Source organism: Enterobacter chinensis, from assembly GCF_034008295.1.
GTDB classification, from domain to species: Bacteria; Pseudomonadota; Gammaproteobacteria; order Enterobacterales; family Enterobacteriaceae; genus Enterobacter; species Enterobacter chinensis.
The window spans coordinates 208,729-233,038 of record NZ_JARDVI010000001.1 but is presented as its reverse complement, the minus strand read 5'-3'; the positions used below and the strand labels follow the sequence as shown (position 1 = coordinate 233,038).

Genomic DNA, 24,310 nt, shown 5'->3' with positions numbered 1-24,310 from the left:
ATGCTCTCAGGTTTATTCTCACACTCCGCGGCCGGTGCCGCGGATTTTTCACATCTGGAACAGGCCAGCGTCGAGTTTCGTCATGTGGACAAACGCTACGGTGACCATCAGGTTTTAAACGACATTAACCTCACCATCACGCCCGGTGAAGTGGTTGCCATCCTCGGCCCTTCGGGCTCCGGTAAATCCACCCTGATTCGTCTTATCAACCAGCTTGAAACCCTGAGCGGCGGAGAGATTCTGGTCGACAATAAGCCTACCGGAAAGCTTTCCGGTTCCGGACTGCGCCAGCTGCGAAGCCGCGTGGGGTTTGTGTTCCAGCAGTTCAATCTGTATGCCCATCTCACCGCCAGCCAGAATATCACCCTGGCACTGGAGCACGTTCACGGCTGGAAACCGCTGCCTGCCCAGGAGCGCGCGCTGGCCCTGCTGGAGAAAGTCGGGATGCTGGAAAAGGCCCACCATTTCCCCGCAGAGCTTTCCGGTGGACAGCAGCAGCGCGTGGCGATTGCCCGCGCCCTGGCCTCTTCACCGCAGATAATCCTGTTCGATGAACCTACCTCCGCGCTGGATCCAGAGATGATTGGCGAAGTGCTGTTTGTGATGAAAGCCCTTGCCCACAGTGGGATCACGATGATTGTGGTGACCCATGAGATGCAGTTCGCCCGGGAAATTGCCGATCGGGTGGTCTTTATCGACGGGGGGCAAATTCTGGAAATTGCCCCCCCGGCGCAATTTTTCAGCCAGCCCTCGCATCCGCGCGCGCAGCGGTTCCTGCAAAAGGTGCTTAACCCGCTGCATCAGGAGCATCTGTAATGCCCGCGCTCGACTGGCAGGGGGTACTGACCGGACAGCCTCTGCAGTGGATCCTCTCCGGATTTCTCACCACCCTGTGGGTGACCCTTGCGGGAGTCATGCTGGCCAGCCTGCTTGCACTGCTCTTTATGCTCCTGCGCCTTTCCGGCGGGCGCGTCGGGAATGCGGTCGTCAGCAGCTGGGTATCGCTGTTTCGCAATACGCCGCTGCTGGTCCAGCTGCTGTTCTGGTATTTTGCCGCCTGGAACGGGCTACCGCAGGCGTTTCGCGACGTGGTAAACGCGGATCACAGCTGGTCAATTCTGCCCGGCGACGTCTGGTGGTTTACGCCCGAGTTTCTCTGTTCCGCCTGGGGGTTAGGTGTTTTTACCTCGGCGTTTTTAATCGAAGAAGTGGAATCTGGATTGCGTTCTGTTCCGGCCGGGCAGCGGGAGGCAGCGCTTGCACAGGGATTCTCCGCGTGGCGCCTGTTTCGTTACATCCTTCTGCCGCAGGGGCTGGCCAACGCCTGGCAACCGGTTGTGGGGCAGTATCTTAATCTGATGAAGCTCTCCTCGCTCGCCAGCGGGATTGGCTTTGCCGAGCTGACCTATCAGGTCAGGCAGATTGAGAGCTATAACGCGCACGCGCTGGAGGCATTTACCCTCGGTACCGCACTCTATCTCCTGACCGGTCTGGCGATGGGGATGGTGCTGGTTCGCATCGGACCTCAAGCGAAACGTAAAAGCCCGATCGTCGTCACCTCAGGGAGTGAAAAACATGATTGCCGGACTTAATGTCATTGCCGATAACCTTGACTATCTGCTGTGGGGGCGTGCGGCAACCGGTGAACCGGGTGGCGTATTGCTCTCGTTAATGATGGCGATTGGTGCTGCGGTCATCGCCCTGCCCGGTGGAGTTGCGCTCGCGTGTCTGGCCTGGCGCTTTACCGGGCTCGTGCGTAACGCCCTCTTTTTGTGGGCTGAGCTGATTCGTGGTATCCCGCTTATCTTCGTGATTTTCTGGATGTGGTATCTCCTGCCGCTCATCACCGGGGGTGACCTGCCGGGGGCGCTGACCGTCACGCTGGCCCTGGCCTGGTTTACGGCGGCAACCGTAATGCACTCGGTGCTGGCCGGGCTTAACGCGCTACCGTCAGGGCAGTACGAAGCCGCGCTGTCTCAGGGGTTTAGCACCCAGCAAACGCTGTGGCGCGTGCTGCTGCCGCAGGCGCTGAGAAATATTCTGCCGTCACTAGTGGGTATCTTTATCAGCCTGCTGAAGGATACGTCGCTGGCGTTTATCGTGAACGTACCAGAACTGACCACGGTGGCAGGACAGGTCAACAACCGGGTGCAAATCTACCCGGCGGCCATTTTTATCTTTACGGGCGTGGTCTACTACCTGCTCTGCTGCTCGCTTGAGCAGTTTGCGAAGCGCTGGCGCATTACCCGGCCAGCGCTTTAACTACCGTTTCCATCGCCTGCGTGGTTAACGCGCTACGCTGTACGCGCTGGTTCGCCAGCGCCGTACGCAGCACCCCGGCAATGACAATATGCTTTGGCTCCTGCCCTAAATCACGCATCTCCAGAACGACCTTTCCGACCACCCGGCACATCTCCTGGTACAGCGCTTCATCTTTGGTCACGTTACCCATCGTCATCACTCCATTGCCTTTTAAACGTTGAGCTTAAATGATTCTCCTGCCGGATACAAAAAAGAAGCCCGGCGAGAGACTCACCGGGCTTCATCTGTAAAATCAGCTAATTAGTTGTTTACTGGAATGACCGCGCCTTTGTACTTAGTGCGGATCCAGTCCTGAATCTCTTTCGAGTGCAGCACGTTCACCAGCGCGACGATATCTTTCTTCTTCTCGTCACCGCGATGAACGGTAATGATGTTGGCGTACGGGTTATTTTCACCGCTCTCAACGGCAATCGGGTCATGAACCGGATCCAGACCAGCGTCAATCGCGTAGTTGGCGTTAATCACCACCGCATCGCCTTCGTTGTTGTTGTACATCTGCGGCAGCAGGGACGCTTCCACGTTAGGCGTGAACTTCAGTTTTTTCGGGTTCTCCACGATGTCGCTGATGCGCGCGGTCACTTTGTCGATGCCCGGCTTGAGCTTGATCACGCCCTCTTTCTCGAAGATAGAGAGAATGCGGCCCTCTTCAGAAACGGCGTCGCGCATGATGATCTTGCCGCCTTCCGGCAGGTCCTTCAGCGACTTGTATTTTTTGGAGTAGATGCCGATGGGCTCAATGTGGATCGCGCCCGCGCTGACAAAATCGTAATCCTTATCGCCCGCGTGATCTTTCAGCACGCTGTTCAGGTATGGAATGTGCTGGAAATAGTTGGCGTCAATGTCACGCCCGGCCAGCGCGGTGTTGGGCAGAATGTAGTCCTGGAAAGGTTTGATCTCCAGGTCGATACCCTGCTTCGCCAGAATCGGCTTTGCCTGCTCCAGAATTTCGGCGTGCGGCGTGTTGGATGCCCCCACGGTCAGGGTATCAGCCCAGGAGGCGAAGCTCAGGGCGCTCAGGGTTGCTGCGGCGATCAGTGTCAGTGTCTTTTTCATGATGTGGTTCCTGTGTGTATTTATTAGCGTTTATCTAACAGAGAAGTAATGGCGTCGCCGCAGAACTGGATAATGAAAACGATGATCAGAATGGTCACCGTTGCCACCAGCGTGACGTCACCATGGTTGCGCTGGAATCCTTCCAGATAAGCCAGATTTCCCAAACCACCGGCGCCAATCACCCCCGCCATTGCGCTGTAGCTCACCAGCGCAATCAGCGTTACCGTAATTCCTGATACCAGTGCAGGTGATGATTCCGGCAGTAAAACCCGAAACACTAACGTGCTCAGTCGCGCGCCCATCGAGCGCGTCGCTTCTATCACGCCTTTATCCACTTCACGCAGGGCAATCTCCACCAGGCGTGCGTAGAACGGTGCGGCGCCCACAATCAGCGCTGGCAGTGCCGCGTTGGCGCCAAGAATGGTGCCCACGACGGTCTTGGTGAACGGGATCAGCAGGACAATCAGAATGATGAACGGAATCGAGCGGAACACGTTCACCACAATCGAAATGACGCTATAGACCGTGCGGTTGTGGAACAATCCGCCGCGCGCGGTTAAAAACAACGCCAGGCCCAGCACGATCCCCAGTACAAAGGTCGCCACCCCGGACAGTGCGGTCATGTACAGCGTTTCCAGCGTCGCCGCCCAGAGTTGATCCCACTTGAGATGCGGAAAGAGATCCTCAGCCATGTTTAACGACCTCGCCTTCAATATCGCTGTGCTTTAGGTCGGCGAGGATATTGTTCAGTTGTTCATCGGATGCCATGACGTGCACCCAGAGCTGACCAAACACGCCGTGGGCGGTTTGCGTCATTTTTCCGTGCAGAATGTTAAACGTCAGGCCGTAGCGCAGGGTCAGTTCACCCACAACCGGCTTATGCGTGCTGTGGCCGGTAAAGGTCAGCCTGATGACCGTGCCTTCCAGATCGTTTGCCAGTTCAGTATTGAAGGTTTCGTCCTCGGCATACTGACTCACCTGGCGGACAAACTGCCGGGTGATCGGCTGCTGTGGATGGGTAAAGACGCTCAGCACGTCCCCCTCTTCCACCACTTTACCGTTCTCCATCACCGCCACGCGGTCGCAGATTTTGCGCACCACATGCATTTCGTGCGTGATCAGCACGATGGTCAGTTTAAAACGACGGTTAATGTCCAGCAGCAGATCGAGGATCTGATCGGTGGTCTGTGGGTCGAGTGCGGACGTGGCTTCATCACAGAGCAGCACATCGGGACTATTGGCCAGCGCGCGCGCAATACCCACGCGCTGCTTTTGCCCGCCGCTAAGCTGTGACGGGTACGCATGCTCGCGGCCTTTCAAACCGACAAGTTCGATAAGCTCGGCCACGCGGGCCTTAATGTCAGCTTTAGGTACCCCGGCGATTTGCATGGAGAAAGCGATATTCTCACTCACCGTACGCGACCACAGCAGGTTGAAATGCTGGAACACCATGCTGATCTTCAGACGCGCCTGGCGTAAGGCTTCACCTTTAGCGGCAGAAATGTTCTGCCCGTTGATGGTTACGCTGCCGGTGCTGGGTTTTTCCAGACCGTTCAGCAGGCGAATCAGCGTGCTTTTCCCTGCCCCGCTGTAACCGATAATCCCGTATATCTGCCCCTGCGCTATCGTCAAATTGACGTTATCAACGGCCGTGAGTGCCACCTTTCCGTTGTCAAAAACCTTCGAAATATTGCTCAGTACAATCATTCTTATTCGTTATCCGTGCCGCCCGTGGCGGTTTAGCAGTATGGATGTCCAAACGATAGTAAACAGGCGTTATCAGCTTTTAAATGAACAAAAAAGAATGTGTTATAACTTTCGGAAATAAACAGCGGATTTACCGGGTGGGCAGCATTTAGACCAATTTCAGCAATGAATATCTGCCAGATGCATATCTTCTGGCTCACGCCCGCAAAAAACGGTCATTTTTGCAGCATTTTATGCCAGTATAGCCATCCTCACATCCAGACAACTTTACGTCTTGCTGTCCTGACATCCAAAAACGTCATTTATATTCCTTTCCGTTCTAAAAGGCAGTGAATGGTTCTTTATTGCGAAAATTTCACCGCCCTATCATCCCGTCATGACATCCAGAAAGGAAAACATCATGACGATTTACCACTCCGTCACCGAACTGATTGGCCGTACTCCGCTTATCCAGCTGCACAAGCTTGATACCGGTCCCTGCTCGCTGTTTCTGAAGCTGGAAAACCAGAATCCGGGCGGCTCTATTAAAGATCGCGTGGCGTTGTCGATGATTAACGAAGCGGAGCGTACCGGCCAGCTGCAGCCGGGCGGCACGATCGTTGAGGCAACGGCGGGCAATACCGGTCTCGGCCTGGCCCTGATCGCCGCCCAGAAAGGCTACTCGCTGATCCTGGTGGTGCCGGACAAAATGAGCCGCGAGAAGATTTTCCACCTGCGCGCGCTGGGGGCTCAGGTGGTGCTGACCCGCTCCGACGTCAATAAGGGCCATCCCGCCTATTACCAGGATTACGCCCAGCGTCTGGCCAATGAGCTGCCTGGCGCGTTTTACATTGACCAGTTCAATAACGAAGCCAACCCGCTGGCACACCGCACCACCACGGCACCGGAACTGTATGAGCAGCTTGACGGCAAGATCGACGCCATCGTGGTGGGCGTCGGTTCTGGCGGTACGCTGGGCGGCCTGCAGGCGTGGTTCGCCGAGCATTCTCCACACACGGAGTTTATCCTCGCGGACCCGGCCGGATCCGTGCTGGCCGACCAGGTAGAAACCGGACGTTACCACGATGCAGGCTCATGGCTGGTTGAGGGGATCGGTGAAGACTTTATTCCTCCATTGGCCCACATCGAAGGCGTGAATCGCGCCTGGCGCATCACCGACCGCGAAGCGTTCACCACCGCGCGCGATCTACTGAAAACGGAAGGCATTCTTGCGGGCTCCTCCAGCGGCACGCTGCTGGCGGCCGCGCTGAAGTATTGCCAGGCGCAGACCACGCCGAAACGCGTGGTGACCTTCGCCTGCGACAGCGGCAACAAATATCTCTCGAAGATGTTCAACGATGACTGGATGCGTCAGCAAGGGCTGATCGCACGCCCGCAGGCAGGCGATCTCTCCGACTACATCGCCCTGCGTCACGATGAAGGCGCCACCGTTACCGCCGCTCCGGATGACACGCTTTCTACCGTACTGGCGCGCATGCGTCTGTATGACATTTCCCAGCTGCCGGTGCTGGAGAACGGCAAGGTGGTGGGCATTATCGACGAATGGGATCTTCTGCGGCATATCGGCGGCGACGGCGATCGCTTCGCGCTTCCGGTGACGGCGGCCATGACGCGTCAGGTGGAGTTCCTTGATAAACACGCCCCGGAAAGCGCCCTGAACGCCATCTTCGACCGCGGTCTGGTGGCCGTGATTAATGACAATGACCGCTTTCTGGGTCTGATTACGCGCAGCGACGTGCTGACCGCATGGCGCAACCGCCTACAGCAATAAAGGAATAGATGATGAAAAACCTGGCAACCCTGAGCGTCCACAGCGGCGAGTTCAACGATCAGCACGGCGCGGTGATGCCGCCGATTTACGCCACCTCGACGTTTGCGCAACCCTCTCCCGGAGAACATACCGGCTATGAATATTCCCGCAGCGGCAACCCGACTCGCCACGCGCTGGAGACCGCCATCGCCGAACTGGAAGGCGGCACGCGCGGCTACGCGTTTGCTTCCGGTCTGGCGGCTATTTCCACGGTGCTCGAACTGCTGGATAAAGACAGCCACATTGTCGCCATTGATGATGTTTACGGCGGGACGTATCGCCTGATCGAGAACGTGCGCAAGCGCAGCACCGGCCTGCAGGTCAGCTGGGTTAAACCGGACGACCTGGCCGGGCTTGAGGCCGCCATTCGTCCGGAAACCCGCATGGTGTGGGTCGAAACGCCAACCAACCCGCTGCTAAAGCTGGCGGATCTGGCGGCCATTGCGCAAATTGCCCGTCGTCATAACGTCATCAGCGTGGCGGATAACACCTTCGCGTCGCCGGTGATCCACCGTCCGCTAGAGTCGGGTTTCGATATTGTGGTGCACTCCGCCACCAAATACCTTAACGGCCACTCCGACGTCGTCGCCGGGCTGGCGGTGGTGGGAGATAACAAGACGCTGGCTGAAAAGCTCGGCTATCTGCAAAACGCGGTGGGCGGCGTTCTGGATCCGTTCAGCAGTTTCCTGACGCTGCGCGGTATCCGCACGCTTGCGCTGAGGGTCGAAAAGCACAGCACCAACGCGCTGGCGATTGCGCAATGGCTCGAGCAACATCCTCTGGTCGAAAAAGTATTCTATCCCGGCCTGGAATCGCACCCGCAATATCAGCTTGCCCGCACGCAGATGGCGCTACCCGGTGGGATGATTTCCGTCGTGGTAAAAGGCGATGCGCAACGCGCCACCGAGGTGATTCGCAACCTGAAGTTGTTCACCCTCGCGGAAAGCCTCGGCGGCGTAGAAAGTCTTGTGAGCCAGCCTTACAGCATGACGCACGCCTCCATTCCGCTTGAGCAACGGCTGGCAAACGGCATTGTGCCGCAGCTGATCCGCCTGTCGGTGGGGATTGAAGATCCGAAAGACCTGATTGCCGACCTCAGCCAGGCGCTGCAAAAATAAGCAAAACGCGGCAGGTCAATCACCTGCCGCCATAAGTTGTCATCATGGCTTAACGCCTTGATAACAATATTATGTGAAACTGCACAGATTAATTCTGAAACACCGTTTCCATTTTCCTTTTATCTTAAAACCAGCGTATAATGCGCGCCTAATCCCTGGTGAATGGTTTCAGCGCTTGGAATACAAAAAACAACGTACAACTTCTCCTCTCCTTCGTTGGGCTGTCACTCAGGCACACTTTCTTCTGCACGCTCATTTGATGTCTCCTATCCTTAGTGCGTGTCATATACTCTTTTGCAACACAGGTTTGACTCCGCGGCGGTGCGCCCCCGGAGCGAGATTTCCATATCCTTCCCAACTTAAAGACTAAGACTGTCATGAAAAAGACGAAAATTGTTTGTACTATCGGCCCGAAAACCGAATCTGAAGAGATGCTGACCAAAATGCTGGACGCCGGCATGAACGTGATGCGTCTGAACTTCTCCCACGGTGACTACGCAGAACACGGTCAGCGTATCCAGAACTTGCGCAACGTGATGAGCAAGACCGGTAAAAAAGCCGCCATCCTGCTGGACACCAAAGGTCCAGAAATCCGTACCATCAAACTGGAAGGCGGTAACGACGTTTCTCTGAAAGCGGGCCAGACCTTCACCTTCACCACGGACAAATCCGTGGTCGGCAACAATGAAATCGTTGCAGTGACCTATGAAGGCTTCACCAGCGACCTGTCCGTTGGTAACACCGTGCTGGTAGACGATGGTCTGATCGGTATGGAAGTCACCGCTATCGAAGGTAACAAGGTTATCTGTAAAGTGCTGAACAACGGCGACCTGGGCGAGAACAAAGGCGTTAACCTGCCGGGCGTTTCCATCGCGCTGCCAGCGCTGGCTGAAAAAGACAAACAAGACCTGATCTTCGGTTGCGAGCAAGGCGTTGACTTCGTTGCTGCTTCCTTCATCCGTAAACGTTCCGACGTGGTTGAAATCCGTGAGCACCTGAAAGCGCACGGCGGCGAGAAGATCCAGATCATCTCCAAAATTGAAAACCAGGAAGGCCTGAACAACTTCGACGAAATCCTCGAAGCGTCTGACGGCATCATGGTTGCCCGTGGCGACCTGGGCGTTGAAATCCCGGTTGAAGAAGTGATCTTCGCGCAGAAGATGATGATCGAGAAATGCGTTCGCGCGCGTAAAGTGGTTATCACCGCAACGCAGATGCTGGACTCCATGATCAAAAACCCACGCCCAACCCGCGCTGAAGCAGGCGACGTGGCTAACGCCATCCTCGATGGTACGGATGCCGTTATGCTGTCCGGCGAATCCGCGAAAGGTAAATATCCGCTGGAAGCAGTGTCCATCATGGCCACCATCTGCGAACGTACCGACCGCGTAATGAAGAGCCGTCTGGACTACAACAACGACAGCCGCAAGCTGCGCATCACCGAAGCGGTGTGCCGCGGTGCAGTAGAAACCGCTGAGAAACTGGAAGCGCCACTGATCGTGGTTGCCACCCAGGGCGGTAAATCTGCTCGTGCCGTGCGTAAATACTTCCCGGATGCGACTATCCTGGCGCTGACCACCAACGAAACCACTGCCCGTCAGCTGGTACTGAGCAAAGGCGTGATCCCTCACCTGGTGAAAGAGATCGCTTCTACCGATGATTTCTACCGTCTGGGTAAAGAAGTGGCGCTGGAGCTGGTTGATCGTGGTCTGGCACAAAAAGGGGACGTTGTGGTCATGGTTTCTGGTGCGCTGGTACCAAGCGGAACGACCAATACCGCATCTGTTCACGTGCTGTAATAATTCCCGAACGAATTAATTTTGATTAAAAGCGCCCTCCGGGCGCTTTTTTTATTCCTCGCATTAGCCAAAGTCATTCAAAAAGCAAATCGGGTTTTTCTATTTAATTGCGAATTATCTAAGATGAATCCGATGATAAATGCCTTTTTTTCCTTAGATTTTTGCCCGAAAAGGGCTGATTCGATGCTTCTTTGAGCGAACGATCAAAAATAGGTGTATTCCCATCAAAAAAATATTCTCAACCCAAAAAACTTTGTGTAATACTTGTAACGCTACATGGAGATTAACTCAATCTAGAGGGTATTAATAATGAATCGTACTAAACTGGTACTGGGCGCGGTAATCCTGGGTTCTACTCTGCTGGCTGGTTGCTCCAGCAACGCTAAAATCGATCAGCTGTCTTCTGACGTTCAGACTCTGAACGCTAAAGTTGACCAGCTGAGCAACGACGTGAACGCAATGCGTTCCGACGTTCAGGCTGCTAAAGACGACGCAGCTCGCGCTAACCAGCGTCTGGACAACCAGGCTACTAAATACCGTAAGTAATAGTACCTGTTAATAAAATGGCGCACATTGTGCGCCATTTTTTTTGCCTGCGTCAAACCCCTACTGCGTCACCTTCTCCCCTTCATTTTCCGCTACCGCTGCAGGCACCCGACTGTTCTGCACAGACAACACGTTATTACTGGCTGACGGGCCGCTACCCGACGACACGACAACCGGGATCCCGGCACGGCGTGACAGGGCTTTATTAATAAGCGCCTTATCGCTTCCAGACTGAGAAACAAAGCTCGCAAAGTCTGCGGAATGGGTAATTGGCGAGACCTGCGGGTTTTCTCCCTCTGCCTGCGCCAGCGGACGGTGGACTTCAATATAGCGTTTGCCATCCGGCTCAACGGAGAACTTCACCGGTTCATTGATAATCTGTACGCGTGTGCCCACCCGTACCTGTTCGAACAGGGCTTTAATATCCGGGGCATTCATCCGCATACAGCCGGAACTGACCCGCAGACCGACGCTGTCCGGCGCGCTGGTGCCGTGGATCAGATATTCCCCATTGCCCACACCTAAACGCAGTGCGAAGCGTCCCAGAGGGTTATTTGGCCCGGCAGGTACTACCGGAGGCAATTTAATTCCCTGCTCCAGAGAGCGTGCTCTGATGCCCGGTGTGGGTGTCCAGGTGGGATTAGGGATTTTCTGGCTCACGCGCGTGGTCGTGACCGGTGTTTCAAGCCCCAGCTGTCCGATGCCGAGCGGGAAAACCTGAACAATGTTTTCTCCAGGGGGGAAGTAGTAGAGCCGAAGCTCGGCGAGGTTAACCACAATACCCTCGCGCGGCGTGTCCGGCAGCAGCATCTGCGACGGGATGGTAATGACGGTTCCCGGCGCAGGGTTAACCGGCGCAATAGTATTGTTCGTTTCCAGGATCACCTGCGCCGCGGTATTAAACCGGCGGGCGATGGTCTGCAGCTTATTATCCCCTTCCTGTATCGTGTAGGTTTGATTTTGCCCAATCAGACGACTGCCTGCGGGCGGCAACGGATAGTCCATCGCACGGGCCGAATTAAGTGCACCGAGCGAACTGAGGAGTAATAGAGTTATTAGAGACGCGCGCTTCATGCTGAGATTCCTTATTCACTGGCAGAATGCCAGAAAGCTGAAAAACCAGCGAGGCGGGAACCACCTCGCGAAACAGAATGAATGCTGTTCTGTTAGTCTAGCTAAGGATTGCAGCTTTGGCGCGGATGGCGCGAATCATCGCTTCCAGTCCCTGAGAACGGGACGGGGTGAGGTGTTGGGTCAGGGCCATTGTTTCAAACCACGGGCGGACGTCGAACGCGACAATATCCTGCGCCGACATCCGGTGATAAAGAATAAAGACGACCGCAATAAGCCCTTTTACAATTGCCGCATCGCTGTCGCCGTGTAATTCGACAGTGCCGTCATCCGACTGCGTCATGACAATCCACACCTGGCTCTGACAGCCCTGAATACTATTCTCCGGGCTATGCGCCTCTTCGCCGAGCGGCGCTAAGCGCTGTCCCAGCTCAATGATATAGAGATACTTCTCTTCCCAGTTTGCGCAACGCGAGAAGTTACGCAGTAATTTATCTTTGTCAGGCAGCTCTGCCATCTTTCGCTTCTCCGTTAGCCCAGCAGCTGGTGAATGCGTTTTAGCCCCGCCACCAGCCTGTCGACCTCTTCCGTTGTGTTGTACATCACCAGCGACGCGCGGCACATTGCCGGTACCTGGTAAAACGCCATCAGCGGCATGGCGCAATGATGCCCGGTACGGACTGCTACGCCGTAGTTATCGAGGAAACTGCCCACGTCGTAGGCGTGGTGTTTCCCAAGATTAAACGCGATCACCCCTTGCCGGTCAGCAGGTCCGTAGAGGGTCAGATCCGGCACGCTGGCAAGCTCCGCAAGCGCATAGTGCATCAGCAGCTGTTCGTACTCCTGAATGCTATCAAGGCCGATTGCGGAGACATAAGAAACCGCCGCCCCCAAACCGATAATCCCACCGGTGTTGGGCGTACCCGCCTCAAAACGCCACGGCGCGCGGGCATAGGTGGTGCCTTCCGTCAGGCTTACGGTGGCGATCATCGACCCGCCCCCTTCCCACGGCGGCATCGCCTGCAGGATGTCTTCTTTCACATACAGCACGCCAATCCCGGTCGGCCCATAGAGCTTGTGACCCGAAAAGACGTAGAAATCGCAGTCCAGCGCCTGGACGTCAACCGCGTGGTGCATCACCGCCTGGGCACCGTCAATCAGCACCTTCGCGCCCGCCTGATGGGCTTTTTCTACAATCTCTGCCACCGGGTTTTCAGTCCCCAGCACGTTGGAGACCTGGGTGACCGCCACCAGCCGCGTGCGGTCATCCAGCAAGGCGTCAAGCTGCTCAAGCTGCAGCGTCCCGTCGACGTTGAGCGGGATTACCCTCAACTGCGCGCCAACGCGCTCGCAGAGCATCTGCCACGGTACGATATTGGCGTGGTGCTCCATCTGGGTGATGATAATGTTATCCCCCGCGTGGACCTGCGCGTTGCCCCAGCTGTTGGCGACAAGGTTGATCCCCTCCGTCGTGCCGCGCACAAACACCAGCTCTTCGGGTGAACGTGCATTGAGGAAGGCGGCAATCTGCGTGCGCACGTTCTCCATGCGCTGGGTGGCTTCTGCGCTGAGCGTATGGATCCCCCGGTGTACGGCGGCGTAACCGTGGCGATAAAACTCGGCCTCTGCGTCCACCACCTGATTCGGCTTCTGCGCGCTGGCCGCGCTGTCCAGATAGGCCAGAGGAAGACCGTTTACTTCACGGGTCAGAACCGGGAAATCTGCCCGCACTTTCTCGACGGGAAAACTCATGCTTCGCCTCCAGGCAAACGCTGGCCAATACGCGCCAGCACCTGCTGTTTTAACTGACCATCGTGCAGCGCTTCCGTCAGTTCGGCGGCAAACGCATAGATAATCATTTTCTGCGCCGCCTGCTGGTCGATACCGCGGGAACGCAGGTAGAACATCTGTTCGTCGTCGATCCGCCCGACCGTCGCGCCGTGGCTGCATTTCACGTCGTCGGCGTAGATCTCCAGCTGCGGTTTGGTGTCCACTTCCGCCAGACGACCTAACAGCAGATTGTTGTTGGTCATTTGCCCGTCGGTTTTAATGGCGTGCTGAGCCACGTTAATCAGGCCGTTAAACACCGCGCGCCCTTTATCACTGACGATGGTTTTGTGCAGCTGACGGCTGTTGCAGTAACCTTTGTTGTGCTCCAGCCAGGTACGCGTGTCGCATACTTCTGATTTAACCGGCATCGCCAGGCTGTTGATGCGCAGCGTGGTGTTTTCACCGTTAAGCTGCGTGCTGGTGTTGTGGCGCAGCACCGCCCCGCCAAGCAGGAAGCTATGGCTGTACGCCGCGGCATCCTGACCCAGCACAATGTCGTTATGGGCAAAGTGATGGCTCTGCGGGTTCTCAAACGCCAGCTTGATATGGTGAAGCTGGGCGTTGGCGGCGACGTTCATCGTCAGGCGCGACCCGGTAAAGTGGCGGGGGTCGTTGAGGCTGACGTAATGTTCGATTACCGTGGCCTCCGCCCCCTCCGCCAGCTCAAGATGGTGGCGATAGTGCGCAGTGTTAATTTCATCGCCGTCCAGACCCTGGGTGATATGCATCAGCAGCAGCGGTTTTGCCGGACGATGATTACGCTTCACGCGGATATGCGTCACGCCGCGGGCCAGGCTCTCAGTCAGGTGCAGGAAGACTTCAGGCTGAACCGGAGCACTCAGGCGCTGGCGATCGTCGTTAATCTCAACCTCAAATCCGCTCTCCTTGAGCGTGTCGCTCAGCTCGGGGCGGAACTGACCATCGACAAACACCAGACGCAGGGCATCAACATTCAGCGCCAGCGCGTCGCGCTGCGCCGGGGTAATATCCGCCAGGCGAGTCACAAACTCGGCGTTCAGCAGGCCATCAAGCGGGGTGTATTTCCAGTTCTCATGCTTACGCGTCGGCAGGCCGAGCCGCAGCATCTGCTGCAGATGCTGCTGCGCCTGTTCAGAGCGCGTGCCGCCCTGGGCTTCAAACAGCCGGTGCCACTGCTGGAGCGCATTACTGCTGTTCGGTAAGCCAGCCATAGCCCTGCTCCTCCAGTTGTTTAACCAGCGTGAAATCACCGGATTTCACAATACGTCCCTGGTAAAGCACGTGAACGTAATCCGGTTTGATGTAGTCCAGAATGCGCTGGTAGTGGGTGACGATAATGAATGAACGCTTGCCGTCGCGCAGGGAGTTCACCCCGTCAGCGACAATCTTCAGGGCGTCGATATCCAGACCGGAGTCGGTCTCATCCAGAATGCACAGCTCGGGCTCCAGAACCGCCATCTGCAGGATGTCGTTACGCTTTTTCTCGCCGCCGGAAAAGCCAACGTTCACCGAACGCGTCAGCAGATCTTCCGGCATTTTCAGCAGCTTGATCTTCTCTTCCATCAGGTCCTGGAAGTCGAAGCGGTCCAGCGCCTCCAGGCCGCGATACTTGCGCACCGCATTCAGCGCCGTCTGGAGGAAGAACTGGTTGCTGACGCCCGGAATTTCTACCGGATACTGGAAGGCCATAAAGATGCCCTCTCCCGCGCGATCTTCCGGGGACATTTCCAGCAGATCTTTGCCGTTAAACTCGACCGAGCCGTGGGTCACTTCATAATCTTCGCGTCCCGCCAGCGTCGCAGAAAGCGTACTTTTCCCGGAACCGTTCGGTCCCATGATGGCGTGAACTTCACCCGGCTTAACGTCAAAATTGAGGCCACGCAGGATGGCTTTGTCTTCTACGCTAACCTGTAAATCTTTAATGCTTAACATGTGCTTTCCTTAACCGACGCTGTGTTCAAGACTAATGGCGAGGAGTTTCTGGGCTTCAACGGCAAATTCCAGCGGCAGTTCAGAGAACACGTCCTTACAGAAGCCGTTTACGATCATTGAGATGGCATCTTCTTCGCTGATCCCGCGCTGCAGGCAGTAGAAGAGCTGATCTTCCCCAATCCGTGACGTCGTCGCCTCATGCTCAAGCTGGGCGGTGTTATTTCGACACTCAACGTACGGGAAGGTGTGCGCGCCGCAGTCTGCGCCAATCAGCATTGAGTCACATTGAGTAAAGTTTCGCGCATTGGTGGCCGTCGGCATGATTTTCACCAGCCCGCGATAGCTGTTCTGGCTGTGCCCGGCAGAGATACCTTTCGAGATGATGGTCGATTTGGTGTTTTTACCAATGTGGATCATCTTGGTGCCGGTATCCGCCTGCTGATGGCCGCTGGTGAGCGCCACCGAGTAAAACTCACCGATGGAGTTATCCCCGCGCAGGATGCAGCTCGGGTATTTCCAGGTGATGGCAGAGCCGGTTTCTGACTGGGTCCATGACATCTTGCTGTTTTCACCTTCGCACAGCGCGCGCTTGGTGACGAAGTTCAGGATGCCGCCGGTATTGCCGTCGCCGGGGAACCAGTTTTGCACCGTCGAGTATTTCACCTCGGCGTCTTTATGGATGATGACCTCTACCACCGCCGCGTGCAGCTGGTAACTGTCGCGGACCGGGGCGGAGCACCCTTCGATGTAGCTAACGTAGCTGCCTTCGTCTGCCACCAGAATCGTGCGTTCGAACTGACCGGTTTTTTCGGCGTTGATGCGGAAATAGGTCGAGAGCTCCATCGGGCAACGTACCCCTTTCGGCACGTAGATAAAGGTGCCGTCGGAGGCGACCGCTGCGTTGAGCGCCGCAAAGAAGTTGTCGTTAGAGGGCACCACGGTCCCGATGTACTTTTTCACCAGTTCCGGATGATCGTGAATGGCTTCGCCGAAGGAGCAAAAGATAATCCCCTGCTCAGCCAGCTTCTCGCGGTAGGTGGTCGCCACCGAGACGGAGTCAAAAATGGCGTCCACCGCCACCTCTTTCCCCTCACGAACCGGCACGCCCAGCTGGTTAAAGGCCTCTTCTACCTCTTTGCTAAGGAAGCTGTTCTCCGCGCCGGTTTGCTGCACCGCGCCGGGCTGCGAGGCGCAGGTGTCATCACAGCTGCCGCAGGAGGGCGCGGAGTAGTAGCTGTAGTCCTGATAGTTCAGCTTGTCATAATGCGCTTTCAGCCAGTGCGGCTCTTCCATCTCCAGCCATGCCCGAAAAGCGCTCAGGCGAAATTCCAGCATCCACTCGGGTTCATTACGTTTCGCCGAGATCGCCCGAACGACATCTTCATTAATGCCTTTCGCCAGTTCATCCGTCTGCAGCTGGGTGAAGAACCCTTCTTTATAATTCAGGTGTCCGCCGCTCCAGGTGTTCACATCACTCGTTGCTTCAGTATTACGAGACATAGTACCGCCTATACCCCAAAGCTTTCGCCGCAGCCGCATTCGTTCTGGGCTTTCGGGTTATGAAATTTGAATAACTGGTTTAAGCCTTCGCGGACGTAGTCCACTTCGGTGCCGTCGATAAACGGCATGGCCTGCAGCGCGACGTACAATTTTGCGCCGTCCGTTTCGAATACCAGGTCATCTTTCTCGGGTTCGGTAACGGTGTCGAGCACGTAACCGAAGCCTGCGCACCCGGTCTGTTTGACACCTAAACGCACGCCGAGGATCTCGGGCTTTTTCGCCACCAGCTCGTGAATATGTGCCGCCGCCGCCGGTGTGAGCGTTAAACCGCGCCAGGCAAAATCGGCAGGATTAAAGGTTTCTGAATGCAGTTCCATAGGTCCACCTCATCTGATAAGCCATCAGGGTATAACACCATGTTAGTGATAACGATTATCACTTCAACCCTCTGTCAGCAGGGGCATTCATCTAAACCGCCCTTTTTGGCTACTTTTATTAAGCATAGACCCTGTGGAAGGATGCAGTCAGGATGGATTTATTTGTTCAATGCATTGATTAATAATGCATTTCGTCACGGCATTTATAGCAGAGAGGAGAAAAGTAAAATATGCATCGGAAATGCCTATTTTTGAGATAGCTTTGGTGAGGAAAGGGACAAAAACAAAAAAAGGCCCTTAAGGCCTCTCAGGATCCGTGATGAAATGAGACAGCAAACCCCTGCTCACGCCAGTGATCTAGCTGTTCCTGCTGGCGAGGCGTTGGCGATTTCCCCGTCCAGACGAAGATTTTTTGCCCGGGGAAAAGCTCGGGACGCGGTGAGTCAATCGGTTCTGCCAGCACGTCTATGTGCCAGCCCTTCTGCGATAAGCGCGCAGCTTCCAGCCACAGAGGGGTGCGGTCATCGCATTCCCATCCAATAAGGAGAGCGTCTTTTCCGGCTTTCTTGCGGGACTCCGCCAGACTTGCGATCGCGAATTCGATCAGTACGCCATCAAACAGGCTCGCCATGTGACGTACGGTGTTTTGGTCTTGGTTCATTCGCTGACGGACGGGAGAGATAATATTGTCAATCAACGCATCCATCGCGTGATCGCGGCGGAACTCACCTATTTTGGCGCGCAGCTTTGCCGGGCTGGCGTAACGCAGAACGGTCATCATCTCTTCCTGGAAAGAGACCCAGTTGCCCTGCGTCAACACTTCCTTGTTTTCCAGCAAGGCTTTTACTTTTCCGACCGAAACGCCGGTTTTCATCAGGCGTTTGATCTCTTCAATGCGCAGGATATCTTCATCGTCAAACTGACGATGACCCCCTTCGCTTCGCTGCGGCTTCAACAATCCATAACGGCGCTGCCAGGCACGCAGCGTAACGGGGTTGATACCGCATCGTTCGGCCACTTCGCCGATACTGTAATAGGCCATTAACTCCCTCACGCTCAGAACTTCCATACCTAACTGCACCAACCTTATCAGATTGTACACACCATTTGTATAACTAAGGCCGCATTTTGACCAGGTGAATGGGGTGCTCTTCCCTTCACCTGTCAATACATTGTTGTATAAAATTTGCCAGTCGTACAGTTAACTCTGCCCGATTGTGTACAGCTTTGTCAGAACTCGAATTTTTTCTCTGGCCACGCAATAGCCGGAATACCGCCGTGCCGGGGGCTGGCAAAAAGATGTCCCTGGAACTGGGAAATTCCCGCGGACTCCAGCCACATCCACTCTTCCGCCTTCTCCACACCCACCGCGCAGAACTGGATCTCAAGCGAGGAACAGCATTTGATAATCGCCTGAATAATGGCCTGTCGGGGACCGCTTTTATGCACGTTCGCGACCAGATCGCGATTAATCTTAATTCTGTCCGGCTGGAACTGAGCCAGAAGCTGTAGCCCCGCAAAACCGGCGCCAAAGTGATCGATCGCCACGCTGAGGCCCGCACTTTTGAGCTGCCTGACCGAATCCGCGAATTCATCAAAACGGGAAATAGCCTCGCTTTCGGTAAACTCCACCACAATTTGCTCGGGCACAAATCCATTTGCTTCAATCGCGGTGAGCAGGAAATCCACGGCATTGGGAATGTTAACCAGCGTCATGGGCAGCAGGTTAAGAGATAACGTCTGGTCCTGTAACCCCAGCGCGCTGGCCATGGAAAGCGCCACCTGCTTGCTCTGCAAATCAGATGCATACACTTCGTCACGCGGGCGGTTGGCGAAATAGACGCCAGGCGAGCCGCCATCAGGGGAGCGGAGTAGTGCCTCCCAGGAGACGACCTGCTGCATAAACGGATCGACAATCGGCTGGAATGCAAAGCTGCAATCTGCCCCTTTCGCGACCACCTCGGGCTGCGCGGACAGGCGCGTCTCTTCGGGAACGAAATCCCATGAATCCGCCGGTGGTAGTTCAAAGTAGTTGGCTTTTTCCGTAGCTTCGACAAACGTGCGGAAAAACTGCAGAGGGCGGTCGTTATACGTCAGCTTGTAACGCGTCGTCCCTTTGTTGAGCACCTGCTGTAACACCTCATCCCTGTCGAACTGGCGCAAATCAAAAAGCTCCATTCCCACGTTACCAAAACGCCGGACAGGCCCGTGATCGCGCATCAGCTCCACCACGTTATGGTGGCGCGGGTCATTACAGATCTGCTCATAGATGGCAGAAACATGCTCCACTGGCCCTTCAAGCAGCTGGAAAAAATGTGTGCCGTTAAACAGCAGGATCCCCGTGACATTGGATTGCCGGTTTTTACTATTGGCAGCAGCGACCATTGCTTCCAGCGCTTTCACTGGAACGTCCGCGCAGATATGACTGCGGTAAATGATGGTTGTGAGCATGCTATTCCTGGGGGTTAGGGTTTTGACCACAAAAAAGGTGGATGAGGATCATGTATAGCATATTAATTGCCTGACAAATAATTTACATCTCAACCATTTACAGGAGTTAATGCTACATTTTTCCGCCCTGTACAACTTACCCGCACCTGACCTTTTTGTACAATATATCCTGTAACGTTACCGCTTCGTAACAATCAAATAACACCATGAAAATAAAGTATTTTATAAAATATATCATAAAAATATAAAAAATCTGTACATTTTTAATGTACAGATTTAGGAATTATGTATACCTTAAATGTAACGTTAGTGATTACAAAATTTTACAGGAGCGAAACATGCAGCAGAAAGGTTACGCCACAGATTCCGCAGCAGCGATCGCACAGTACTTCGAAAAGGCCGCGCTTCCTACCCAACAGGAGACGCTTGGCCAGGTGGTTGTCGAAATTCTCAGCGACGGGCGAAACCTTAACCGCAAATCGCTCTGTACCAAACTGCTCAGCCGCCTCGAAAGAGCCGATGGGCCGGAAGAGGAAGAGCATTACCACATGCTGCTTGGTCTGCTCTTCGAACGGTAACGTGATGAATAGCAGTAACGCAGACAGACTGATCGACCAGCTTATCGGTGAAGCCGTTCTCTCTCTTCTGAAAGAGCGGGGGCCAGTGACAACCGAAGGATTGCTGCAGCGTCTGCGGAGCATGAAAGAACATGAAAAGGATCCCCGGCGGCGGGAGACTCTTGCGGTGGTGATTGCCGAGATCGGCTCAAACAGCATCGCATTTACGCGTCGCAGAACCGCGCAAGGACGAACGAATAGAGAGGGACCTCTCAACGATAACAGAGACAATGTTGTGCCGTTATTTGGAAGTGGAAAACCGTCCGATCCCAAAAAAATACATTGACTGCAATTTAACAGCTACGGTGAGAACAAATGAGACAAAATATTCAGCTTCAACCCGAATACCATTCTGCTTTTTTAGACAGTGCGCTGTCGGAATACTTCCGTCACGCAGGCGATCGTTTTGCTGAAGAGTCCGCTATTTTTTCTACTGCAGTACGCTGTGTTTTGGCCTCCGAGGGGCATTTGTCAAATAAAGCGATCATCCTCTGGCTCATTCAGACCCTGGAAGCCACAAATGATGTGGTTCAGGCGGATGTGATTCGTAAGACCCTGGAAATCGTGGTGGGCTACACGATGGACGACCTCTAAGTTCCTGCACTCAACGCACCTAACGTGTCATCGTCAAAACTGACGATCGGCCTGACGATGACACGCGCTCTCCCCGCATAACACCCTGTAAAACCAGCAAAGTCATCCTGGCACGGATCCTGCTACCCTCCGTTTACGGGACTGGGTATTCCAGTCAACTTTGCTTCATTTCTTAACAGGTCTGTTATTGATGAAAAAGATCGCCAGCGTCTGCCCGTACTGTGGTGCAGGCTGTAAATTAAACCTTGTCGTTGAAAATAACCGTATCATCCGTGCCGAAGCGGCCGAGGGGGTAACAAACCAGGGCACCTTGTGTCTGAAAGGATTTTACGGCTGGGACTTCCTCAACGATACCCGTCTGCTCACCCCGCGCCTGACTCAGCCGATGATCCGTTATCACAAAGGCGAGGCATTCACCCCCGTTACCTGGGAAGAGGCTATCCGCTACACCGCCCACAAGCTCAGCAGCATTAAAGCGCAGCACGGTCCGCGGTCGATCATGACCACCGGTTCCTCCCGCGGAACCGGCAATGAAACAAACTATGTGATGCAAAAATTTGCCCGCGCGGTGCTGAACACCAACAACGTGGACTGCTGCGCGCGCGTCTGTCACGGTCCTTCCGTGGCCGGGCTACAGGAGACGCTCGGCAATGGCGCAATGAGCAATTCAATCAACGATATTGAAAACTCAAAATGCCTGCTGGTATTTGGCTACAACTGCGCGGACTCCCACCCTATCGTCGCCCGGCGCGTGCTGAAAGCGCGTGAAAACGGCGCAAAAATTATCGTCTGCGATCCGCGGCGCATTGAAACGGCGCGTATTGCCGACCAACATCTGCAGCTGAAAAACGGCAGCAACATGGCGCTGGTTAACGCCTTTGGCTACGTGCTGCTGGAAGAGGATCTGTACGACAAAAGCTACGTGGCGCGTTTTACGGAAGGGCTTGAGGCCTACCGGCAGACGGTGAAAGACTATGCGCCGGAGAAGGTCGAACATCTCACCGGTATTCCCGCCCGTGACGTTCGCCAGGCGATGCGCACCTTCGCGGCGGCCCCTTCCGCTACCGTGATGTGGGGAATGGGCGTGACCCAGTTTGGTCAGGCCGTCGATGTGGTCAAAGGGCTTTCAAGCCTGGCGCTGCTGACCGGTAATCTTGGACGACCTGCCGTCGGCGTCGGGCCCGTGCGCGGTCAAAATAACGTACAGGGTGCCTGTGACATGGGCGTTCTGCCGAATATGTTTCCAGGCTATCAGGATGTTACCGATCCGGCGGTCAGGCAGAAGTTCGCCGATGCCTGGGGGATTGACGTCAACAGGATGGACGATCGGGTCGGAACGCGCATTACCGAAGTGCCTCACCTTGCGCTGGAGGGCAAGGTCAAAGCCTATTACATCATGGGGGAAGACCCGCTTCAGACTGAGGCCGATCTCGGCCTGGTGCGCAGCGGTTTTGAAGCGCTCGATTTTGTCGTGGTTCAGGACATCTTTATGACCAAAACGGCAGAGGTGGCTGACGTTCTCCTCCCTGCCACCTCCTGGGGTGAACACGGTGGCGTCTTTACCTGCGCTGACCGTGGGTTCCAGCGTTTTGGCAAAGCCATTGAGGCCAGCGGCAACGTGAAGCGCGACTGGGAAATCATCAGCCTGCTCGCCACCGAGATGGGCTACCCGATGCATTATGACTCCAACCAGCAGATCTGGGATGAGATGCGCGAGCTGTGCCCGCTCTTCTACGGCGTAACGTATGAAAAAATGGGCGAAATGGGCCATGTGCAGTGGCCGTGCCCGACGCTGGATCATCCGGGCACGCCGTACCTGTACAAAGACAATCAGTTTGACACCCCGAGCGGTAAGGGGCAGCTCTTTGCCGCACCGTGGCGCGCGCCGGCGGAAACGCCTGATGACGACTATCCGCTGGTGCTCTGTACGGTACGTGAAGTGGGACACTACTCTTGCCGCTCCATGACCGGGAACTGCGCCGCGCTGCAAAGTCTGGCCGACGAGCCGGGCCGGGTGCAAATGAACCCTGCCGATGCGGACAAACTGGGTATTACCGACGGACAGCTGGTGTGGGTGCGTTCGCGTCGCGGCAAAGTGATTACCCGCGCCAGCATCAGCGAGCGTATCAACGCCGGGGCCGTCTATATGACCTATCAGTGGTGGATTGGCGCCTGCAATGAGCTGACCCAGGATAACCTCGACCCTATCTCCAAAACGCCGGAAACGAAGTATTGCGCGGTGCAGCTGGAGGCGATTGAGGATCAGCGCTGGGCGGAGGACTTTGCGGCGTCTGCGTATCAGTCCATGAAATCGCGGCTGATCGATGCGGTGAATGTCTGAGGAAAAAGCCGGGTAACGCTGTGCGTACCCGGCCTCTTGCGCGTTTATCCAATCAACAACAAGCAGGATAAATCATCGCCGCCGTTGATTTTATCAATCGCAAAGTCCATGCGCGCATCTATGGTGCTATTGTGCATGGTCTTTTCTGAAAGGCTGGCGATGGTTTTCATCACTACCTGCTGGTCGATTTCACCCTGCATCGATTTTACGCTGAGAATGAATTTGACATAGAAGAAGTCCAGTACCACACGATAAAACTGACGCATGACGGTTGCCGTATTTTTGCCGGGGAAATAGCTGCTGTAGAGTTTATACAGCAGATAATTGCGTAACACGTAAGGTTCTGACAAACAGGAATCCTCACACAATTTATGCCACTGCTGATTAATCTTGTCGAATTTCGCCTCCAGTTCAGCAGCGTCGTCTGAACCGGCAATATTCAGATACGCGGCAATTTGCTGATGCCCTTCAAGAATAAATCCGTCCCGGGCCGAATCTTTCGCCACGTTGGTCCCCATCACGGACAAAGCCAGATATTTCATCGCGTTTGAATTGGTCAGATTACCGGAATCGATCAGCGATTTTCCGCTCTGAAGTTCATTGAGTAACGCCCCGTAGAAATTTTCCACTTCAGAAAATTTATTATGCAAATCAAAATTAACGTGCTGAAGACAGAGAATAAACTGTGCCAGCGCCATTAAATTCTCTTCAATGTTACGGGAAGGCGACTGGATTAAATTCCAGGCAAAAAGATGGATCACCTGCTGCGTCTGCGAGACAGACTGACGCTGCCCAATCAGGTTTGTTTTGTAACGCGCTACTAACTCATCCTGCTCCTGAAGCAGCATGGCATCCGGGTCAAACAGCACGCGTCGCACCACTTCCGGACAGGAGAGCGTCATCGTATGCCGTGTCTCATCCTGATAGCGGGTTGAACTCCGGGGATAGGTGCTACAGGTATGCGAGAGCGCCTCTTCCCCTAAATCGCGGTGTACCATGCAGAGCTTGTTTTCATCGATAAAAGGACAGTCCCCTTTTTCGTTGAGCCTGACTCTGGAATAGTTGCTCTTGCCCTTTCGCTGAAGGATGAGATTCTCTTTGGCAATGGCGGCAATGCCTGCGTGTAAGGAGAGGACATATTTCTGGTGGGTTTTCTTATCAATATTGATCGTCCAGCCACGACAGCATGACATTAAGCACTCGGGCCCAACACACTGAAACTTACAGACAAAAATCGGCTTGATGGTTTTATGAATTTGCATA

Annotated in this window: 26 protein-coding genes; 12 read left to right on the top strand and 14 right to left on the bottom strand. The window is 54.9% G+C overall.

Going from position 1 to position 24,310, the window contains the following annotated elements; translation table 11 throughout:
- From PYW49_RS01190 to PYW49_RS01180, 3 genes are read left to right on the top strand one after another with little or no spacing between them, the layout of a single operon-like run.
- Positions 1-816: an amino acid ABC transporter ATP-binding protein gene (locus PYW49_RS01190; RefSeq protein ID WP_320385394.1), complete on the top strand. Its 816-nt coding sequence runs from the start codon at positions 1-3 to the stop codon at positions 814-816.
- Entirely contained in the window at positions 816-1,592 is a 777-nt protein-coding gene (locus PYW49_RS01185; protein WP_320385393.1) for an amino acid ABC transporter permease, read from the top strand. Before PYW49_RS01190 ends, PYW49_RS01185 begins: the two co-directional genes overlap by 1 nt.
- Complete coding sequence (locus PYW49_RS01180; protein ID WP_320385392.1) at positions 1,576-2,262, top strand: amino acid ABC transporter permease; 687 nt, start codon at positions 1,576-1,578, stop codon at positions 2,260-2,262. Before PYW49_RS01185 ends, PYW49_RS01180 begins: the two co-directional genes overlap by 17 nt.
- On the opposite strand, the gene fumD is transcribed toward PYW49_RS01180, so the two are convergent.
- The 4 genes from fumD to PYW49_RS01160 form a co-directional block, all read right to left on the bottom strand.
- Positions 2,243-2,452: a fumarate hydratase FumD gene (fumD, locus tag PYW49_RS01175; protein ID WP_134350003.1), complete on the bottom strand. Its 210-nt coding sequence runs from the start codon at positions 2,450-2,452 to the stop codon at positions 2,243-2,245. The two genes, PYW49_RS01180 and fumD, sit on opposite strands and share 20 nt — an antisense overlap.
- Before the next feature lie 110 nt (positions 2,453-2,562).
- Positions 2,563-3,375: a MetQ/NlpA family ABC transporter substrate-binding protein gene (locus PYW49_RS01170; protein ID WP_134350002.1), complete on the bottom strand. Its 813-nt coding sequence runs from the start codon at positions 3,373-3,375 to the stop codon at positions 2,563-2,565.
- Positions 3,376-3,398: 23 nt separating this feature from the next.
- Positions 3,399-4,067, bottom strand: a complete 669-nt coding sequence (locus PYW49_RS01165; RefSeq protein ID WP_047348818.1) for a methionine ABC transporter permease — start codon at positions 4,065-4,067, stop codon at positions 3,399-3,401.
- Positions 4,060-5,082: a methionine ABC transporter ATP-binding protein gene (locus tag PYW49_RS01160; RefSeq protein ID WP_320385391.1), complete on the bottom strand. Its 1,023-nt coding sequence runs from the start codon at positions 5,080-5,082 to the stop codon at positions 4,060-4,062. Before PYW49_RS01160 ends, PYW49_RS01165 begins: the two co-directional genes overlap by 8 nt.
- Positions 5,083-5,482: 400 nt before the next feature.
- Between PYW49_RS01160 and PYW49_RS01155 the strand changes: the two genes are divergently transcribed.
- The 5 genes from PYW49_RS01155 (at position 5,483) to lpp (ending at position 10,355) form a co-directional block, all read left to right on the top strand.
- On the top strand, positions 5,483-6,853 hold the full coding sequence (locus tag PYW49_RS01155) for a cystathionine beta-synthase (protein ID WP_320385390.1): 1,371 nt from the start codon (positions 5,483-5,485) through the stop codon (positions 6,851-6,853).
- An 11-nt stretch (positions 6,854-6,864) separates the two neighbouring features.
- A complete protein-coding gene (locus PYW49_RS01150; RefSeq protein ID WP_320385835.1) occupies positions 6,865-8,010 on the top strand; it encodes a trans-sulfuration enzyme family protein in 1,146 nt (381 codons plus the stop codon).
- Positions 8,011-8,083: 73 nt separating this feature from the next.
- The gene (gene ynhH / locus PYW49_RS23415; RefSeq protein WP_455350752.1) at positions 8,084-8,380 is read left to right on the top strand and encodes a protein YnhH; all 297 of its coding nucleotides are present in this window, start codon (positions 8,084-8,086) and stop codon (positions 8,378-8,380) included.
- A 7-nt stretch (positions 8,381-8,387) separates the two neighbouring features.
- Entirely contained in the window at positions 8,388-9,809 is a 1,422-nt protein-coding gene (gene pykF / locus PYW49_RS01145; RefSeq protein ID WP_047348822.1) for a pyruvate kinase PykF, read from the top strand.
- Between the two features lie 309 nt (positions 9,810-10,118).
- Positions 10,119-10,355 (top strand): murein lipoprotein Lpp, encoded by a 237-nt coding sequence (gene lpp, locus PYW49_RS01140; protein ID WP_001082307.1) that lies wholly within the window; start codon positions 10,119-10,121, stop codon positions 10,353-10,355.
- Positions 10,356-10,415: 60 nt separating this feature from the next.
- On the opposite strand, the gene ldtE is transcribed toward lpp, so the two are convergent.
- The 9 genes from ldtE to PYW49_RS01095 form a co-directional block, all read right to left on the bottom strand.
- Entirely contained in the window at positions 10,416-11,429 is a 1,014-nt protein-coding gene (gene ldtE, locus PYW49_RS01135) for a L,D-transpeptidase LdtE (protein WP_320385389.1), read from the bottom strand.
- 97 nt (positions 11,430-11,526) lie between these two features.
- On the bottom strand, positions 11,527-11,943 hold the full coding sequence (gene sufE, locus PYW49_RS01130; protein ID WP_320385388.1) for a cysteine desulfuration protein SufE: 417 nt from the start codon (positions 11,941-11,943) through the stop codon (positions 11,527-11,529).
- Between the two features lie 14 nt (positions 11,944-11,957).
- Positions 11,958-13,178 (bottom strand): cysteine desulfurase SufS, encoded by a 1,221-nt coding sequence (sufS, locus tag PYW49_RS01125; protein ID WP_320385387.1) that lies wholly within the window; start codon positions 13,176-13,178, stop codon positions 11,958-11,960.
- The gene (gene sufD / locus PYW49_RS01120) at positions 13,175-14,446 is read right to left on the bottom strand and encodes a Fe-S cluster assembly protein SufD (protein WP_320385386.1); all 1,272 of its coding nucleotides are present in this window, start codon (positions 14,444-14,446) and stop codon (positions 13,175-13,177) included. The genes sufS and sufD overlap by 4 nt, the downstream gene beginning before the upstream one ends.
- Positions 14,421-15,167, bottom strand: coding sequence for a Fe-S cluster assembly ATPase SufC (gene sufC / locus PYW49_RS01115; RefSeq protein ID WP_014831592.1), 747 nt, complete (start codon positions 15,165-15,167; stop codon positions 14,421-14,423). Before sufC ends, sufD begins: the two co-directional genes overlap by 26 nt.
- Before the next feature lie 9 nt (positions 15,168-15,176).
- Positions 15,177-16,667 (bottom strand): Fe-S cluster assembly protein SufB, encoded by a 1,491-nt coding sequence (sufB, locus tag PYW49_RS01110; RefSeq protein ID WP_032657798.1) that lies wholly within the window; start codon positions 16,665-16,667, stop codon positions 15,177-15,179.
- Positions 16,668-16,675: 8 nt separating this feature from the next.
- Positions 16,676-17,044, bottom strand: coding sequence for a Fe-S cluster assembly scaffold SufA (sufA, locus tag PYW49_RS01105; protein WP_008500631.1), 369 nt, complete (start codon positions 17,042-17,044; stop codon positions 16,676-16,678).
- Between the two features lie 307 nt (positions 17,045-17,351).
- Entirely contained in the window at positions 17,352-18,086 is a 735-nt protein-coding gene (locus PYW49_RS01100) for a MerR family transcriptional regulator (RefSeq protein ID WP_320385385.1), read from the bottom strand.
- A 188-nt stretch (positions 18,087-18,274) separates the two neighbouring features.
- On the bottom strand, positions 18,275-19,495 hold the full coding sequence (locus tag PYW49_RS01095; RefSeq protein ID WP_320385384.1) for a diguanylate phosphodiesterase: 1,221 nt from the start codon (positions 19,493-19,495) through the stop codon (positions 18,275-18,277).
- A 338-nt stretch (positions 19,496-19,833) separates the two neighbouring features.
- Between PYW49_RS01095 and ycgZ the strand changes: the two genes are divergently transcribed.
- From ycgZ to fdhF, 4 genes are all read left to right on the top strand, one after another.
- The gene (gene ycgZ, locus PYW49_RS01090; RefSeq protein WP_029739771.1) at positions 19,834-20,073 is read left to right on the top strand and encodes a regulatory protein YcgZ; all 240 of its coding nucleotides are present in this window, start codon (positions 19,834-19,836) and stop codon (positions 20,071-20,073) included.
- Positions 20,074-20,077: 4 nt separating this feature from the next.
- The gene (locus PYW49_RS01085; RefSeq protein WP_134349991.1) at positions 20,078-20,398 is read left to right on the top strand and encodes a hypothetical protein; all 321 of its coding nucleotides are present in this window, start codon (positions 20,078-20,080) and stop codon (positions 20,396-20,398) included.
- 29 nt (positions 20,399-20,427) lie between these two features.
- The gene (locus PYW49_RS01080; RefSeq protein ID WP_134349990.1) at positions 20,428-20,706 is read left to right on the top strand and encodes a biofilm development regulator YmgB/AriR family protein; all 279 of its coding nucleotides are present in this window, start codon (positions 20,428-20,430) and stop codon (positions 20,704-20,706) included.
- 190 nt (positions 20,707-20,896) lie between these two features.
- The gene (gene fdhF, locus PYW49_RS01075; RefSeq protein ID WP_320385383.1) at positions 20,897-23,047 is read left to right on the top strand and encodes a formate dehydrogenase subunit alpha; all 2,151 of its coding nucleotides are present in this window, start codon (positions 20,897-20,899) and stop codon (positions 23,045-23,047) included.
- Between the two features lie 44 nt (positions 23,048-23,091).
- Here the strand turns inward: fdhF and fliB are convergent, their stop codons facing one another.
- Entirely contained in the window at positions 23,092-24,309 is a 1,218-nt protein-coding gene (gene fliB / locus PYW49_RS01070) for a flagellin lysine-N-methylase (RefSeq protein WP_320385382.1), read from the bottom strand.
- Position 24,310 lies beyond the last annotated feature (1 nt).

Bases quoted from the DNA above. Each gene is read 5' to 3' on its own strand.
- PYW49_RS01190 (WP_320385394.1), top strand. From the start codon at position 1: ATGCTCTCAGGTTTATTCTCACACTCCGCGGCCGGTGCCGCGGATTTT.
- PYW49_RS01185 (WP_320385393.1), top strand. From the start codon at position 816: ATGCCCGCGCTCGACTGGCAGGGGGTACTGACCGGACAGCCTCTGCAG.
- PYW49_RS01180 (WP_320385392.1), top strand. From the start codon at position 1,576: ATGATTGCCGGACTTAATGTCATTGCCGATAACCTTGACTATCTGCTG.
- fumD (WP_134350003.1), bottom strand. From the start codon at position 2,452: ATGGGTAACGTGACCAAAGATGAAGCGCTGTACCAGGAGATGTGCCGG.
- PYW49_RS01170 (WP_134350002.1), bottom strand. From the start codon at position 3,375: ATGAAAAAGACACTGACACTGATCGCCGCAGCAACCCTGAGCGCCCTG.
- PYW49_RS01165 (WP_047348818.1), bottom strand. From the start codon at position 4,067: ATGGCTGAGGATCTCTTTCCGCATCTCAAGTGGGATCAACTCTGGGCG.
- PYW49_RS01160 (WP_320385391.1), bottom strand. From the start codon at position 5,082: ATGATTGTACTGAGCAATATTTCGAAGGTTTTTGACAACGGAAAGGTG.
- PYW49_RS01155 (WP_320385390.1), top strand. From the start codon at position 5,483: ATGACGATTTACCACTCCGTCACCGAACTGATTGGCCGTACTCCGCTT.
- PYW49_RS01150 (WP_320385835.1), top strand. From the start codon at position 6,865: ATGAAAAACCTGGCAACCCTGAGCGTCCACAGCGGCGAGTTCAACGAT.
- pykF (WP_047348822.1), top strand. From the start codon at position 8,388: ATGAAAAAGACGAAAATTGTTTGTACTATCGGCCCGAAAACCGAATCT.
- lpp (WP_001082307.1), top strand. From the start codon at position 10,119: ATGAATCGTACTAAACTGGTACTGGGCGCGGTAATCCTGGGTTCTACT.
- ldtE (WP_320385389.1), bottom strand. From the start codon at position 11,429: ATGAAGCGCGCGTCTCTAATAACTCTATTACTCCTCAGTTCGCTCGGT.
- sufE (WP_320385388.1), bottom strand. From the start codon at position 11,943: ATGGCAGAGCTGCCTGACAAAGATAAATTACTGCGTAACTTCTCGCGT.
- sufS (WP_320385387.1), bottom strand. From the start codon at position 13,178: ATGAGTTTTCCCGTCGAGAAAGTGCGGGCAGATTTCCCGGTTCTGACC.
- sufD (WP_320385386.1), bottom strand. From the start codon at position 14,446: ATGGCTGGCTTACCGAACAGCAGTAATGCGCTCCAGCAGTGGCACCGG.
- sufC (WP_014831592.1), bottom strand. From the start codon at position 15,167: ATGTTAAGCATTAAAGATTTACAGGTTAGCGTAGAAGACAAAGCCATC.
- sufB (WP_032657798.1), bottom strand. From the start codon at position 16,667: ATGTCTCGTAATACTGAAGCAACGAGTGATGTGAACACCTGGAGCGGC.
- sufA (WP_008500631.1), bottom strand. From the start codon at position 17,044: ATGGAACTGCATTCAGAAACCTTTAATCCTGCCGATTTTGCCTGGCGC.
- PYW49_RS01100 (WP_320385385.1), bottom strand. From the start codon at position 18,086: ATGGCCTATTACAGTATCGGCGAAGTGGCCGAACGATGCGGTATCAAC.
- PYW49_RS01095 (WP_320385384.1), bottom strand. From the start codon at position 19,495: ATGCTCACAACCATCATTTACCGCAGTCATATCTGCGCGGACGTTCCA.
- ycgZ (WP_029739771.1), top strand. From the start codon at position 19,834: ATGCAGCAGAAAGGTTACGCCACAGATTCCGCAGCAGCGATCGCACAG.
- PYW49_RS01085 (WP_134349991.1), top strand. From the start codon at position 20,078: ATGAATAGCAGTAACGCAGACAGACTGATCGACCAGCTTATCGGTGAA.
- PYW49_RS01080 (WP_134349990.1), top strand. From the start codon at position 20,428: ATGAGACAAAATATTCAGCTTCAACCCGAATACCATTCTGCTTTTTTA.
- fdhF (WP_320385383.1), top strand. From the start codon at position 20,897: ATGAAAAAGATCGCCAGCGTCTGCCCGTACTGTGGTGCAGGCTGTAAA.
- fliB (WP_320385382.1), bottom strand. From the start codon at position 24,309: ATGCAAATTCATAAAACCATCAAGCCGATTTTTGTCTGTAAGTTTCAG.